Consider the following 14,281-nt stretch of genomic DNA (forward strand, 5'->3'; position numbering starts at 1 on the left):
CAGGGGATCTCCCCGCCGCCGCTCCCAGCCGCGACCCTGTGCGGCCCGCTCTCAGTCCTGGAGGGCGATCGCCTGCTCGGGGCACGCGGACACCGCCGTGCGGGCGTCGGCGAGCTGCTCCTCATCCAGATCCTGGGTCACGAGGACACGCGGATAGCCGTCCTCATCCGATTCGAACACCAGCGGCGCGAGCCGCGCGCAGTAGCCGCGGCCCTCGCAGCGTGACGCATCGACGGTCACCTTCATGCTCGCTCCTTGCCTGACGGGGGGATTCAGTCCGGGAACCGGACACGGAACCGGGTGTCGGCCGAGCTGGTCGGCGCGACCCGGTCGGCGCACACGGGGCACGGCGCCGCCATGTGTGCCTGGATCTCGTCGGCGAAGTTGTCGACGAGAGTGCGCAGCAGTGCGGCGAGTGCGTCGGGCAGCGCGCAGTTGCCGCGGCCGGGCAGGGCGGCTGTCCGCCGTCGGAGCACCGCCAGGTGCTCCGGTGTTCCGGCGCCGCGTGCGATGGCGACGAGCTGCGCCGCGGAAATCTCCGTGCCGCGCACGCACGCCCCGCACTGGCCCGCGCTGGACGCCGCCAGGTACGAAGCCGCGTCAGCGGCCGCCCCCACCGGGCAGTCGTCCGCCCCCACCAGCACGACGGCGCCGCAGCCGAGCAGGGCGCCGCGTGCGCGCATGCCGTCGTGCGACACCGTGGTGTCGAGCATGTCGGGGCGCCAGATGCCGCCGGCGAATCCGCCGAGGAGCACCGCGGCCAGGCCGTCCGCCCCGCCGCGCAGCCGCTCCACGACCGCGCGGAGCGCCGCGGAGGAGGAAGCCTCGGTGATCCAGGCCCGCGCACCGTCGACGACAGTGAGCAGGACCGTGCCGTCGCCCGCGGTGCCCGGGGCGGCGCGCGCGGCGAGCGCCACGCGGGCCAGCGACTCGACGTTGGACACCAGGGTCGGACGGCCGCCGACCCCCTTTTCGTACGGCCGTGGCGGTTTCGGCAACGGCTTGGCGACGTCGCCGCCGATCGCGCGGACGACCGCGGTCTCCTCGCCGGCGACGTACGCCGGCTCCACCTCCACCACCGTGGGGGAGAAGCCGGCACCGTACACCTGGGCCGTCGCGGGGTCCGCACGCAGCTCGGCGAGCGCGTTGCGGAGTGCCTCGGCGGCGGCAGGGTCGGAGACATACAGGTGGGTGGTCTCCGACCCGACCGCGTGGGCCGCATGGCGCAGCCCGTCGATGACCAGATGCGGGCGGTTGCGCATCAGCCACCGGTCCTTGGCGGACGCCGGTTCGCCCTCCTCTCCGTTGGCGACCGCGACGCGCGGGCCCGCGGCGGCGGCCACGGCGTCCAGCTTGACCGCGGTCGGGAAGCCGGCGCCCCCGGCGCCGCGCAGGCCGGCCGTGCGGACGGCGTCGCGTATCGCCTGCGGCGACGGGAGACGCGGGTAGCCCCCGGACTCCCGGTACGCCCTCAATGATTCGCGCCCGGCCGGGTCGGTGCCGAGCAGCGGTCCGGATCCGGCGACCGCCGCGGTGACACGGGAGGCCTGCGGCGGGCCGTGCACGCTGCCGTGGGTCTTCATCGTGGTCGTGGTGCCTTCGGGGTCAGCTTGCGGCGGCGAGGTAGCGCGGCAGGTCGCGGCCGAGCTCGGCGAGGACCTTGGTGTTGACCCGGTACGCGACGAGGGCCTCGTCGATGACCTTCTGCTGCTCCTCATCCGACCAGGAGACGGTGTCCAGCAGGAGCCGGTAGTCGACCTTGAACGCCTTGAAGTCCTCGATCGCGGGGAAGTCGTAGAAGGCCACGCCCTTTCCGTCGCCGAGCTGTTCGGGGAAGGCGCGGACGAGTGAGGCGCGGATGACCTGGCCGCCGGACAGGTCGCCGAGGTAGCGGGTGTAGCTGTGCGCGACGTAGCCGCCGGGCCAGTCGAAGCACACCTCGCGCATCCGCGCGACGTACTCCTTGGTGGCCTCGTTCGGGGCGATCCTGTCGCGCCACTCGGCGCCGAGCAGGTGCTCCAGGTCTTCTTCGAGCGCCTTGGTGCGCAGCAGGCCGTCGAAGACGAACTTGCCGCCGACCGCGTCGTCGCGCATGGCCTCGGCGGCCTCTTCGAGCACGACGTAGGCGAAGTAGTGCTGCGCGACCATGTCGCTGTAGCCGGAGATGTTCAGCTTTCCGCCGAGCATCGCCTGCATGTACTCGGTGTACTCGGCCTTCTCGTGGTCGTCCCACGTGATGCTCTTCAGTGCCTCGGAGAACTTGGCGCTGGCCGACGTGGCATCAGGAGCCGTGGTCATAAGGGGGTTCCTCCGAATCCGGGAGTGGAACTGGGGCCGCCGGCCTGCAAAGGGGGCGCGTGCGGGAGGCGAACGGAGCGCGGAACGAGGGCTCGCGTAAGGCGATCGCGGCAGCCGTGCGCCGATCTGCGGACCACTTTACGACACGTTGTCGTAAAGAACCAAGAGAGAATGGAACATCGTTTCAAAAATGCGTCAGGCGTGCCCGCGTCGGAACGCGGGCACGCCAAGTCGTCTCTCCGAAACGATGTTTCGCCAAATATCCGAGACTGCTACAGGGTGGCGATCAGGTCGATGATCCGGTCCTGGCAGCGCCGCGTCACCGACGCGTCCAGGCTGTGGGCGGGCGGCGACAGCTTCACCGAGTCGGCGATGCCCGCGAAGGACAGGATCTTCGCGCGGACGTCGTCCGCCGTGCCCGACGCGGTGACCGCGTCCACCATGTGGTCCGGAGCGGCGTCGGCCAGGTCGTCCGCGGACAACCCGCCGCGGAACGCCGCGACCACGGCCTGCTGCTCCTCGGCGAGACCGTGGAACGCCCAGAAGTCGGCGTATGTCCGCACCGACGCGTAGAACCCGACCGTCCCGGCGGCCCACCGCTTGGCGCGGGCCGGATCGTCGTCTATGGCGCAGAGAACCGAGGCGACGACGTCGATGCGGCCGCGCGAACGACCGCCCCTGGCCAGACCCTTCTCCAGTTCGGGAAGCACCGCCTCGGACAGGTATCGCGCCGAGTGCAGCTCGTGCGAGATCCAGCCGTCGGCGATCTCGCCGGCCAGCCTGGTCATCGCCGGGCCCATCGCCGCCAGATACACCGGAATCGTGTCCCGCTGCTGGTGGAACGGCCGCTGGTAGCCGCGGATCCGCATGGGCTCGTGCTCGCCCGGCAGGTCGATCGGGACTCCGTTGCGGGCCAGGTCCCAGAATGCCCGCAGGTTCCGCACCGTCTCGCGCAGGTGCGCGACCGGCTTGCCGAACCGCGCGTTGTGCCAGTCCTCGTTGAGCCGCTGCACTCCGGTGCCCAGCCCGAGGATGAACCGGCCCCGGGACAACTCGTCCAGGTCGAGGGCCTCCAGCGCCTGCACCATCGGGCTGCGCGTGAACGCGAGGGCGATGCCCGTTCCCACCCTCGCGGTCTCCGTGGCCTGCGCCAGCGCCGCGACGGGCACCGTGGCGCTCCGGTGGAGCTCCGGCACCCACAGGACCTCGGCCCCGGCCCGTTCCGCACGCCGTGCGGCGTCCGCGAGTTCGTCCAGGGTCTCGCCCCAGGGGCCGTACGTGATCCGCATCGTCGGCTCCGTCCTCATCGCTGCCGGGCCGCGGCCAGGGTGCGCCGAGCACTCCGGACCACCGCGAAGTCCACCATGCGCCCGCTCTCGTCCACGAACACCCCTTCTCCGGAGGCGGAGGCCGCCTCATAGCGGGCGATCAGTACGCGAGCCTTCTCGACCTCGTCGTCACTCGGGGTGAAGACCTCGTTGACCACGGCGAGTTGGTTCGGATGGATGCACGCCCGGCCGAGGTAGCCGAGGCGTTGCAGCGCCAGCGTCGACTCACGCAGCCCACCCGGGTCGGTGAAGTTCGTGCTGACCGGTCCGACCGGCGGCTCGATCCCGGCGGCCGCGGACGCCAGCACGACCTGGCTGCGCACCCACAGCAGTTCGCGCTCGTCGGGACCAGGCGTCACCCCGATGTCGGCGCGCAGGTCCGCCTCGCCGACCTGGAGCCGGACCACGCGCGGCGCGGACGCGATGTCCCGCGCGGCGAACACGGCCGCGGCGGATTCCAGCAGTGGCGACAGCGCGATCCGACCGGACGGGATGCCCCGCTCCCGCTCCAGCGCGTCGACCAGAGCGGCGCATTCGGCGACCGCGTCCACCGACTCCGCCTTGGCGATGCAGATACCGCTGATTGCGGGACTCACCACGGCCTTGAGGTCCACCCGGCCTGCGGCAGCAGGGTTGATGCGCACCCACAACGCGGGTGTTCCGTCCGCCACGCGTTCGGCCAGGAAGTCCGCGACCACGCGGCGCGCGGTGTCCTTGGCGGAGGCCGCCACCGCGTCCTCCAGGTCGATGATGAGCGCGTCCGCGCCACGCGCCACGGCCTTGCGGAGCACGTCGGGCCGGTCGCCGGGCACATAGAGGTGGGACCGCAGGGCAGTCCCGACGGGAGGGTTCAACCGACCTTCTCCTTGCCGGAGGTCAGGGCGCGGGCGATGACCGTGCGCATGACGTCGCTGGTGCCTTCGCCGATGACCATGAGGGGGACGTCGCGGTACAGCCGCTCGACGGTGAACTCCTGCGAGTAGCCGTGGCCGCCGTGGATCCGCATCGCCTCCAGGGCGGCGGTCGCGGCGGTCTCGGAGGCGAACAGCTTGGCCATGCCCGTCTGCATGTCGACGCGTTCGCCGCGGTCCGCGCACGCGGCCGCCCAGTAGACCAGCAGCCGGGAGGCCTGGATGCTCGTGGCCATGTCGGCGAGTTTGATCTGGATCGCCTGGAAGTCCGAGATCGGCTGACCGAAGGCGTGGCGGTCGCGGGAGTACTTCAGGGCCGCGTCGTAGGCGGCCTGGGCGACCCCGAGGGAGCGCGCGGCCACGTTGATGCGGCCGGTCTCCAGGCCGGACAGGACCTGCTGCATGCCGCGGCCCTCGACGCCGCCGAGCAGGTTGGCGGCCGGCACCCGGGCGCCGTCGAGGACCACCTCGCACGACTCGGGGCCCTTGTAGCCGAGCTTCGGCAGGTCGCGGCTGACCGTGAAGCCGGGGGTGCCCTGCTCCACGAGCAGCACGCTCATTCCCTTGTGCGCGGGTGCGGCGTGCGGGTCGGTCTTGACCAGGACGGGGAGCGGATCGGCGTACCGTGCGTTGGTGATCCAGGTCTTGCTGCCGGTCACCACATACGCGTCGCCGTCCCGGACCGCGCGCGTGGTGATGCCCTGCAGGTCGGTGCCGGCCCCCGGCTCGGTGAGGGCGATCCCGGACCGCCGTTCCCCGGTGGCGAGTTCGGGCAGGTAGCGGGACTTCTGCTCCTCGGTGCCGTACCGGGCGATGATCCAGCACGCCAGCGAATGCGAGCCGAGGATGCCGGCCACCCCCATCCACCCCCGGGAGATCTCCTCGAACACGATCGCGAAGCTGACCATGTCGAGGCCGAGGCCGCCGTACTCCTCGGGCACGGTCATGCCGAACAGGCCGAGCTGCTTCATCGTCTCGACGATCTCGGCCGGATAGCGCCCGGTGTGCTCCCACTCCTGCGCCACCGGGGTGACCTCACGGGCCACGAAGTCCCGGATGGTGTCCCGGAACATGCGTTGCTCGTCGGAGAGTTCGAAATCCATCGTCAGTCTCCTCGCCGCCCGGCGGACGGGACCGCGCAGGCTCGGAAGGCGGGCAGGTGGCGGCCGTCCGCGAGGGGCAGCCAGGTGAGTTCGAGTTCCGCGTCGAAGGCCGTGCCGTCGTCCGGCACGCCGGTGAGTCGGGTGAGGATCAACGGCCCCTCCGCGAGGCGGACGCGCGCCACCGTGTAAGGGACCGCCACCCCGGGCGCCGGGGCGCGATGCACCACGGTGTAGCTGTCCACCGTCCCCAGGCCGCACGCCTCGACCCAGGTGTGTGCGTCGACCGCACCGCACGATGTGCACACCCGGCGCGGGTAGTGCTGCACGGCGGCGCAGGCGCCGCACTTCTGCAGCAGCAGGCGCCGCTCGCGCGTGGCGTCCCACCATGGGGCGGTGAGGTCGTCCACCGGCGGCAGCATGTCGTCGGTCATCGGTCCACTCCCAGCAGCACGGTCGCGGAATGGCTGAAGATGCCGCCGGTGCCGTGCGCCACCGCGACCTCGGCGCCCGGGACCTGCCGCGCGCCGCACGTGCCGCGCAGCTGACGCACGGCCTCGACCAGCAGCAGCACGCCGTACTGGCCTGGATGGCAGTACGACAGGCCGCCGCCGTTGGTGTTCACCGGCAGCCGCCCGCCGGGCCGGGTGTGTCCGTCGGCCACGACCCCCGCTGCCTGCCCGGGCGGGCACAACCCGAGCGCTTCGAGGGACAGCAGCGGGGTGATGGTGAAGGAGTCGTACACCATGGCTACGTCGACGTCGCCGGGGGCGAGCCCGGCACGGCGGTACGCGGCCCGCGCGGAGCGGTCCGCGCCGGTGTCGAGGATGTCGTCGCGGGTGGCCATCGCCGTGTGGCTGGTCGACTCGCCGTAGCCGAGCACCACGGCCGGCGGATGCCGCAGGTCGCGTGCGCGCTCCAGGGAGGTGACCACGACCGCGCCGCCGCCGTCGGTGACCAGGCAGCAGTCGGCGGTGGTCAACGGTGACGACACCATGGGCGCGGCGAGCACGTCGGCGACGGTCAGCGGCCCCGCGCCGTGCCGGAACGCCGCGGGGTTGAGCAGCGCCCATGCCCGCGCGGCCACGGCGACCTCGGCGAGCTGTTCGCGGGTCGCGCCGTACCGGTGCAGGTAGGCCTGCGCGGCCATGGCGTAGTAGGAGATCGGGTACAGCGGCGCGTACGGTACCTCGAACTGGGCCTCGGGCAGGTGGTCTTCGCGCACCCCGCCGAGGCTGCGCGACCGTGCCGAGCGCTGGTTCGACGCGTACGAGACGACCACCACCTCGGCCTGCCCGGCGGTGATGGCCTGCGCGGCGCGCGCCACATACGCCTCGAACGCCGACCCGCCGACAAACGACGAGTCCACCCACGCGGGCCGCAGCCCCAGGTAGTCGGCGAGCGCGGTGGTAGAGAAGCGCCCCACGTTGTTCGTCGCCATCCCGTCGACGTCCGCCAGCCGTAGCCCGGCGTCGTCCAAAGCCCGTTTCACAGCTTGGACTTGCAGGTCCAGGACGGACATTCCGGTGCTGCCCAGGTCGCACTCGGCAGCTCCCGCCAGCGCGATGCCGCTCACCGGACGTGCACCTCGAGGTGGGCGGGCGCCACGGCCACCCGCGCGTCGGCGCCGACCACCCCGACCGACGCCGCCAGGGTGACCAGCGCGGTGCCGTCGGCGAGGCCCTCGCAGGCGGTGACCCGGGCGGTGCACCGCACGGTCTCCCCGGCGAACACCAGGTTCCTGAACCGGAATTGCAGGCGGCGCAGGAATGCGGACGGGCCGAGCGCATCCTGCGCCTGCTCGGCGAGCAGTGCGGCGAGCATCTGGCCGTCCACGACCGGTGCGGAAAGCCCGCGTTCGGCGAGGTACCCGGGGTCGTAGTGCAGGCGGTGCCAGTCCCACGTCGCACCCGCGTAGGCCACCATGTCCGTGAGCGTGACGGCACGCTGCAGCGGGGGCAGTTCGGTGCCGGCCTCGATCGCGGTCATGCGTCCACCTCGCCGAGTGCGATGTGAATGATGGTCTCGGTGTTGACGAGGAGGAGAGTGCCGTGCTGATCGGTGAACGTCGCCTCGCTGGTCACGATGAGCATCTCCTGGCCGGCGCCGGAGGTGCGCTCGCTGATGTCCGCCAGGCGCCATGTCACCGTGACAACGTCGTCGGGGTACGCCGGCCGGTGGAACACGTAGTCGTTGCCGCCGCGCACCATCCGGCAGTTCGGCGGCTCGATGCCCCAGCTGTGTCCCGCGAACCCGTCGGCGTCCCGCTCGGTCCCTCCGAGGTACTGGTTGCTGTCGCACAGCAGCGTCGGCGGGGCGATGACATCGGCCCAGCCGACCGCCCGCGCCCTGTCGCGATCGGTGTAGAGCGGATTGGCGTCGCCGACCGCGGCGGCGTAGTAGCGGATCGATGCCCGCGACAACGGCTCGGCGGCGGTGTAGGCGCGGATCTCCCCGACGCGCGCCCGCAAGTCGTCGGTGAGCAGCGGCATCAGGCCCCCTCGGGTATCGCAGCCACCGCGGCCACGTCGAGGAGCGCGCCGGAGTACGCCGTGCCGGTGCACACGATCCCCGTGGACACCGGGTAGGGCTCCTTCAGGAGCGCGCGCCGGACCTCGGCGACCTCGCGGTAGTCGGCGAGCGCGTCGGCGGCCACGAACTCGACGGTGGACAACAGGTGTTCCGGGCCCGCACCCACTGCCTGCATGGTGTGCAGCAGTCGCCCGTAGAGGGTCTCGGCCTGGCCACGCAGGTCCGGCACACCGGGCGGCGCCGCGAGGCCGCTGAGGAACAGGAGTCCACCCGCGCGGACGGCCGGACTGCGTCCCATCGTGGGGTCGGCCAGGCCCCGTGGGTCCACGAGGGTGGCGGGGTGCCGGGACGCAGTGGCCTCCAGGGAGACGAGGACGCCGGGACGCAGCTGGGCCTGCGTGTGCACCCGCGTTCCCGCCGGGAAGACCGGGCCCGGCAGGTCGCACCGCACCCGGTCCAGATCCGCGGCCGCGCGCTGGGCTTCGGGACTCAGGAACTCGACGGCCGAGACGAGCGAGCCGAGGTCCAGGCCGATTCCGTCGAGCAGGCGGGCGGCTTCCTCCAGGCAGTAGCGGTACTGGCCGGCCGGATCGCCGGGGGCCACGACGGCCCCGTCGGCGTCGACGGGAGTGAGCGAGGGGAGCAGGACGGTGCCGCCGTGTTCCACGCGCACCTCGGCCGGTCGGTCAGACGGCGGATCCGCGGTCGCGTGGACCTCGACCTCGATGAGCGCCTTGCGGCGCACCAGCCGGTCGACCACGACCGTGACGACCACAGGCCGGTGCGCGCCGAACAGTTCGCGGCGTACCGCCTCGGCTTCGGCGTAGTGCGGGAGGCCGGCCACGGTGACGTTCTCCACGACCCGGGTGACATGCGAGAAGTCCAGCCCCGCAGCGGCCAGCACCGCGGCCTGTTTGGCGTAGGCGACGCCGGCCTGTTCGGCCATCCCGCCGGCCACGTCGGGACGGCCGGTGGCCGGGTCGAGGGAAGAGCCGGAGTGTCCGGAGCACCAGACGTCCGCGCCGTGGCGCAGCGCGAGCGAGAAGGTGAATCCCCGCGGGTCGTACCAGGGGAAGACGTCGGGCTCGATGGGCGAAGTAATGGTCACGGCTCAGTCCTTGTCGACGCGGGCGGCGAGCTCCGCGATCCGGGTCAGATCGGCTTCGTCGTCCAGGTGGAGCAGGCGGTCGAGCAGTTCCTCGGCGGTGCCGCCGCCGCCCGTGTTGCCGAGGAACTTCGCGTGCAGGGCGGCTTGGGGGAGCGGGGTGTCCGGTCCGCCGTGGCTCCGTCCGACGCGGCCGGTCAGCACGCGGCCGTCCGTCAGCCGGACGGTGACCCGGGCCGCAGCGTCCGCGGCCACCTTCGGGCCGGGGACGGTGACGGTCCGGATCGTTTCGGCCAGGGCGGCGACATCGGGACGGGCGAGGGACACGTCGGCGTAGGTGTCCAGCGTCAGGACCCCGTCCGTCAGGAGCGCGGCCAGGCTCCACGGGAGGGAGAACCTGGCGTCGTAGGCGTTTCGCGGCCGGGCCTTCGCCTCCGCGGGCTCGCACACGACGGCGGCCGAGTCCGGGTGGACCTCCACCGTGATGTGTGCGACGTCGGCCTCGGCCAGCCGCCCTGCGGCCGCCACGACCGACGCGCCGGCGTCGAGCGCGGCATGCATCAACTGGCAGGACGGATAGGGCTTGATGGTGATGCGGGTGGTCTCCCACGTGCTTCCGAGCCGGTCGGTGACCTGCTCCGGGCGAGCCTCACGCGCGGACAGCGCGGCGTAGACCCCGCGCGGGCCTTCCAGGACGGTGGTCGGCCCGCTCGCGCCCAAGGCGGCCAGGCGCGCGGCGATCACTCCGGACATCGACGCGGAGCCCGGGTGGAGCTGCTTGGTGGCGTCGCCGGTGGAGAGGAATTCCAGGAGCCCGCCGGCGCTCGAGCCGGCGATGCCGAGGGCCGCCGCGGTGGTGGGGGCGTCCAGCCGGAGCAGCTTGGCGGTGACCGCGGCGGCGGAGAACACCCCGGCCACCTGGGTGGCGTGCAGCCCGCGCGCGTGGAACCCGTACGGGCTCGCCGCGGCTATCCGGCACGCGGTCTCGTAGCCGACCACACAGGCCGTCAGCACCTCGGTGCCGGTCGCGCCGACCTGCTGGCCGACCGCGAAGGCCGCGGGCAGGACGACGGCGGTCGGGTGGATCAGGCCGCCGGCGTGGGTGTCGTCGAAGTCGAGCCCGTGGACCAGGACGCCCGTGGCGAACGCGGCCACCGGTGCCGAGAGCCGCTCGGTGGTGCCGAGCACCGAGGACTCCGGGGGGCCGCCCAGGCCGACGGCGAGGGCGATCCCGTGGTCGACGGCGTCGAGCCGCCGCGCGGCCAAGGCGGTGCCCACGCCGTCGACGAGGTGGCGGACGGCGGCCGCGCGCACCTCGTGCGGCACGGCCGCGTCCTGGAGCCCGGTGCCCCAGCCGGCGAGTTCTTCGGCAACGGTCGTCACTCGGCCGCCTCCCGGTAGCGGTCCGGGATGCCGGGGACGGTGTCGGTCGAGCCGAAGGCGCCGTTCCGGACGAGCTCGGCGACGCGGTCGTCGGTGAATCCGGCGACCTCGCAGAGCACGTACCCGAAGTCCTCGTTGCGCCGCGGCGCGCGCCGGTCGGGGCGGGGCAGGTCGCCGACCCGGACCGCGGTGGCGGGAAGCCGCAGGCGGCCGTAGCGGGGGTGGTCGGTCTCCACGACCATGTCACGCGCGTCGGTGTGCGGGTCGGCGAGGGCTTCGGCGACCGAGTTGACCGGGCCGCAGGGCACGCCGACGGCGTACAGGTCGGCGAGCCAGCGGGCCGCGGGGCGGGTGCGGAAGAGCGGCTCCAGCAGCGCGAGCAGCGCCTCGCGGTTGCGCTCCCGGTCGGCGAAGGTGGCGAACCGCGGGTCGGCGGCCCACTCCGGGTGTCCCACGACCTCGGTGAGCCGGTGCCAGAACTTCTCCTTGGGACAGCCCACCACGATCCATTTGTCGGCGGTCTCGAAGAGCTGGAACGGGACCAGGGAGGGGTGCGACGAGTGCCGGGTGCGCTGCGGCTCGTACCCGGCGTTGAGGTGCCAGGCGGCCGGGTAGTTCAGCAGCGCGAGCGCGGTGTCGAACAGCGAGACGTCGCAGTCCATGCCGATCCCGTCGCGGCGGGCCGCGTGCACGCCCGCCAGCAGCGATATCGCCGCGATGAACCCCGCCGAGTAGTCCACCATCGACAGCCCGGACTTGGTGGGCGGCCCGTCGGGCTCACCGGTGACGTCCATCCAGCCGAGCAGGCCCTGAAGGATGTAGTCGTAGCCCGGCTCCTTCACACGCGGGCCCGACATCCCGAAACCGGACAGCGAGCAGCACACGATGCGCGGGTTGAGGTGCTTCAGGTCGGCGTAGGTGATGCCGATCTTCGCCGGGACGTCGCCGCGCAGGTTCGAGTAGACGACGTCGGAGACCCGCACGAGCTCCTCGAAGACGGCACGCCCCGACGCGGAGGCCAGGTCGAGCGACAGGCTGCGCTTGTTGCGGTTGAACACCTCGAAGAACAGCGAGTCCTCGCCGTCCGCATACGGCGGGACGTAGCGGCCGACGTCGCCGTCCGCGCCGGGGTCCTCGATCTTGATGACCTCGGCTCCGAGGTCGGCGAGGTGCAGCGAGCCCCACGGGCCCGCGCCGTACTGCTCGACGGCGATGATGCGGACGTCCTCCAGGGGACGCCGGGCGGTACCCATCTCAGGCCTCCAGCGGGCCGGCGGTGCAGGTCGGGAAGTAGTCCTGCCCGAGGCCGGACGTGCGGGCGGGGACCATGACCGACCGTGTCCAGGTGACCAGTTCGATGCCGTCCTGGTTGAGTCCACGGGTCTTCATGGTGAGGATGCCCATGCCGGGCCGCGAGCCGCTCTCCCGCTTGTCCGTGATGAGGCTCTCCGCGTAGACGGTGTCGCCGACGTACACCGGGTTGAGCAGCCTGATGTCGGTCCAGCCGAGGTTCGCCACGGCGTTCTGGCTGGTGTCGATGACCGACAGGCCGAGCACCAGGGCCACCGTCAGGCCGGAGTTGACGATGATCCGGCCCCCGGTGATCGGGTTGGTCGCGGCGAGGTGCGCGTTGAAGTGGTTCTGGTTGGTGTTGCAGGTCAACAGGGTGAACCAGGTCGAGTCAGCCTCGCTGATGGTGCGCCCGAACGGGTGCTGGTACGTGTCTCCGACCTCGAAGTCTTCGAGGAAGCGGCCGAGTTGGGCCTTGTGGACGGTCATACCCGTGTCCCTCCCGAAGGCGGCGTGCGGAATGGCCGCCGATAGGCGCCATACTAAATTCTGTTTCACATGGCGATCAAGTGTTCCACTGGGAGAGACGCAATCCTTCGCGACGGATTGTCGTGATCCTTGCGGATCACGCCGCCGAGTCCGGTGCGGCCTCCACGGTCGCGAACCGGGGGAGTCCGGCGATGCGCAGGCGGACCAGGGCGCGTCTGCCGGCGTTGACGACGCGCAGCGAGCCGCCGCGGGCATCCGCGATGCGGAGGAGGTGGAAGAGCGCGGCGACGCCTTCCATGTCGATGTACTCGACACCGTCGAGGTCGACGACGAGGCCGGGTGACCCCGACTCCACACGGGAGACCGCCGCCGCGCGCAGGGCACGCGACGCGTCGCGGGTCAGTTCGGGGCCGGCCACGTGCAGCGGGGTGGTGTCGGGCTGGTGCGAGGCGCGCGGGTGAGGCAGGGCAGACATCACGGCGTCCTTTCTCCGTGCCGTCGGGGCAACACGAGCCGCGTTCCCCCGCTCCCGCGCTGGCCGTGGCCCCGGACTTGTGGTGGCGCTCTTTCCCTTACTGTTCTTGGTCGGCAAGGGCGCCCGCATCGCGCCCACGATTGCACCGCGCGCACCGAACGGCGCACTCATAAATCAACCGTCTGATTGATGCAGGCGTCCTGCCCGGTCCGCTCGGTCAGCAGGCGCTTTCGGCGCACCATGCACGCCAGGAGATGCCCCGCGGGGCGAGTTCGCGCGCGTGGAACGCGGTCCACGTCGTGTCGTTGGGCGCGGCCGAGGGGGCATCGGGGGCCGCCGCGTACAGCGGGAACCGCTCGTTGACCGCGTCCCGCAGCCAGGGCTCCAGGTCGGTGAACGCGTCGAGGGTCCAACTCCTGGCGTGGTAGACGAGGTTGCCGTGCGCCTCGGCCTCGGCGATGGCCATGGCCGGGATGTAGGGGCAGGCACGCGTCCAGCAGTTGACGATCCGCATCGCTCCGTGCGGTATCGCGCCGCCGACGGTCGCACGCGCCTCGGCTTCGCGGCGGTCGACCAGGAAGTCGAAGAGCTCCCAGGCCGCGTAGGTGCGGTTCGCCAGCCCGAAGTCGTCGTCGATCCGGTAGCGCTCGGCCAGGCTGTACAGCGGAGGGGCGTCCACCGTCCACACCAGCGAGTCGTGCAGCCGCGCGGGCGTCACCGAGTCCCCGAGCGGAACCTGTGCGGGCCCGAACAGCCCGTACAGGACGCCGTCCCGGACGCGGTATCGCGAGTCCACGTGGTCGTTGGCGATCGGCGGCAGCGGGCGCGTGCGGCCGTCGAGCGGGTTCGTCCACGAGGTCAGCGGCGTGCCCGTCTTGGGGTCCGTGTAGAAGACGATCTCGCGGGACAGCAGGTGCAGGTCGCCGGTCCCCGGATCGGCGGCCAGGCGCCGGATGTTGAAGCCCTCGACGCCGAACAGCGTCGCGCCGTGCGGGAAGGCGTCGCCGTAGGCGTTGCCGCGCACGTGGTTCAGCACCTTGCCGCTGATCCGGTAGAGCATGTCCCGCCCGTCCGGCCGACCGAGCAACTGCACGAACAGCCGTGCGTCCGGGTCCGGGAGTGAGGCGAACAACGCGCCGGGGGAGGTGAGGATTTGCGTCATACGATGTTCCTACACTTGCCGACACCATGTCGGCAAGAGCGTGGTGGGGCCTGAACGCCGCGGCGTCCGGGCCCCGTTCCGCTAGGCCGTGTCTGATGAATGTGATCGTCGTTTGATGTGATGTGGGTGTTCGTGGTGGCCTGACCGATGGCCAGTGGGCGTTGATAGAGCCGTTCCTGCCGGACCGCACGCCGCAGCGCGGTGGTCA

General features: G+C 72.0%; 16 protein-coding genes. All 16 read right to left on the reverse strand.

Annotated elements, in window-relative coordinates; translation table 11 throughout:
* Positions 1-51: 51 nt before the first annotated feature.
* The 16 genes from QI554_RS40560 to QI554_RS40635 all read right to left on the reverse strand — a co-directional run bounded on the left by QI554_RS40560 (position 52) and on the right by QI554_RS40635 (position 14,073).
* Positions 52-246 (reverse strand): ferredoxin, encoded by a 195-nt coding sequence (locus tag QI554_RS40560; RefSeq protein WP_281477844.1) that lies wholly within the window; start codon positions 244-246, stop codon positions 52-54.
* Positions 247-272: 26 nt separating this feature from the next.
* Complete coding sequence (locus QI554_RS40565; RefSeq protein WP_281477845.1) at positions 273-1,583, reverse strand: NADH-ubiquinone oxidoreductase-F iron-sulfur binding region domain-containing protein; 1,311 nt, start codon at positions 1,581-1,583, stop codon at positions 273-275.
* Between the two features lie 22 nt (positions 1,584-1,605).
* Positions 1,606-2,298: a biliverdin-producing heme oxygenase gene (locus tag QI554_RS40570; protein WP_281477846.1), complete on the reverse strand. Its 693-nt coding sequence runs from the start codon at positions 2,296-2,298 to the stop codon at positions 1,606-1,608.
* Positions 2,299-2,570: 272 nt separating this feature from the next.
* A complete protein-coding gene (locus QI554_RS40575; protein ID WP_281477848.1) occupies positions 2,571-3,587 on the reverse strand; it encodes an LLM class flavin-dependent oxidoreductase in 1,017 nt (338 codons plus the stop codon).
* A gap of 14 nt (positions 3,588-3,601) precedes the next feature.
* Positions 3,602-4,480, reverse strand: a complete 879-nt coding sequence (locus QI554_RS40580) for an HpcH/HpaI aldolase/citrate lyase family protein (RefSeq protein WP_281477849.1) — start codon at positions 4,478-4,480, stop codon at positions 3,602-3,604.
* The gene (locus QI554_RS40585; RefSeq protein WP_281477850.1) at positions 4,477-5,640 is read right to left on the reverse strand and encodes an acyl-CoA dehydrogenase family protein; all 1,164 of its coding nucleotides are present in this window, start codon (positions 5,638-5,640) and stop codon (positions 4,477-4,479) included. The genes QI554_RS40580 and QI554_RS40585 overlap by 4 nt, the downstream gene beginning before the upstream one ends.
* A 2-nt stretch (positions 5,641-5,642) precedes the next feature.
* A complete protein-coding gene (locus QI554_RS40590) occupies positions 5,643-6,071 on the reverse strand; it encodes a Zn-ribbon domain-containing OB-fold protein (protein WP_281477852.1) in 429 nt (142 codons plus the stop codon).
* On the reverse strand, positions 6,068-7,213 hold the full coding sequence (locus tag QI554_RS40595; RefSeq protein ID WP_281477853.1) for an acetyl-CoA acetyltransferase: 1,146 nt from the start codon (positions 7,211-7,213) through the stop codon (positions 6,068-6,070). The genes QI554_RS40590 and QI554_RS40595 overlap by 4 nt, the downstream gene beginning before the upstream one ends.
* Positions 7,210-7,626: a MaoC/PaaZ C-terminal domain-containing protein gene (locus tag QI554_RS40600; RefSeq protein WP_281477855.1), complete on the reverse strand. Its 417-nt coding sequence runs from the start codon at positions 7,624-7,626 to the stop codon at positions 7,210-7,212. Before QI554_RS40600 ends, QI554_RS40595 begins: the two co-directional genes overlap by 4 nt.
* A complete protein-coding gene (locus tag QI554_RS40605; RefSeq protein WP_281477857.1) occupies positions 7,623-8,129 on the reverse strand; it encodes an FAS1-like dehydratase domain-containing protein in 507 nt (168 codons plus the stop codon). The genes QI554_RS40600 and QI554_RS40605 overlap by 4 nt, the downstream gene beginning before the upstream one ends.
* Positions 8,129-9,277, reverse strand: a complete 1,149-nt coding sequence (locus tag QI554_RS40610) for a RidA family protein (protein WP_281477859.1) — start codon at positions 9,275-9,277, stop codon at positions 8,129-8,131. The genes QI554_RS40605 and QI554_RS40610 overlap by 1 nt, the downstream gene beginning before the upstream one ends.
* A 3-nt stretch (positions 9,278-9,280) precedes the next feature.
* The gene (locus QI554_RS40615) at positions 9,281-10,657 is read right to left on the reverse strand and encodes an MmgE/PrpD family protein (protein ID WP_281477861.1); all 1,377 of its coding nucleotides are present in this window, start codon (positions 10,655-10,657) and stop codon (positions 9,281-9,283) included.
* A complete protein-coding gene (locus QI554_RS40620) occupies positions 10,654-11,910 on the reverse strand; it encodes a CaiB/BaiF CoA transferase family protein (protein WP_281477863.1) in 1,257 nt (418 codons plus the stop codon). The genes QI554_RS40615 and QI554_RS40620 overlap by 4 nt, the downstream gene beginning before the upstream one ends.
* Position 11,911: 1 nt before the next feature.
* On the reverse strand, positions 11,912-12,436 hold the full coding sequence (locus QI554_RS40625) for a MaoC family dehydratase (RefSeq protein WP_281477865.1): 525 nt from the start codon (positions 12,434-12,436) through the stop codon (positions 11,912-11,914).
* A 136-nt stretch (positions 12,437-12,572) separates the two neighbouring features.
* A complete protein-coding gene (locus QI554_RS40630) occupies positions 12,573-12,911 on the reverse strand; it encodes an STAS domain-containing protein (protein ID WP_281477867.1) in 339 nt (112 codons plus the stop codon).
* 217 nt (positions 12,912-13,128) lie between these two features.
* Positions 13,129-14,073: a DUF1838 family protein gene (locus tag QI554_RS40635; RefSeq protein ID WP_281477869.1), complete on the reverse strand. Its 945-nt coding sequence runs from the start codon at positions 14,071-14,073 to the stop codon at positions 13,129-13,131.
* Positions 14,074-14,281: the final 208 nt, after the last annotated feature.

Origin of the sequence: Yinghuangia seranimata (genome assembly GCF_029953285.1) — a bacterium.
GTDB classification, from domain to species: Bacteria; Actinomycetota; Actinomycetes; order Streptomycetales; family Streptomycetaceae; genus Yinghuangia; species Yinghuangia seranimata.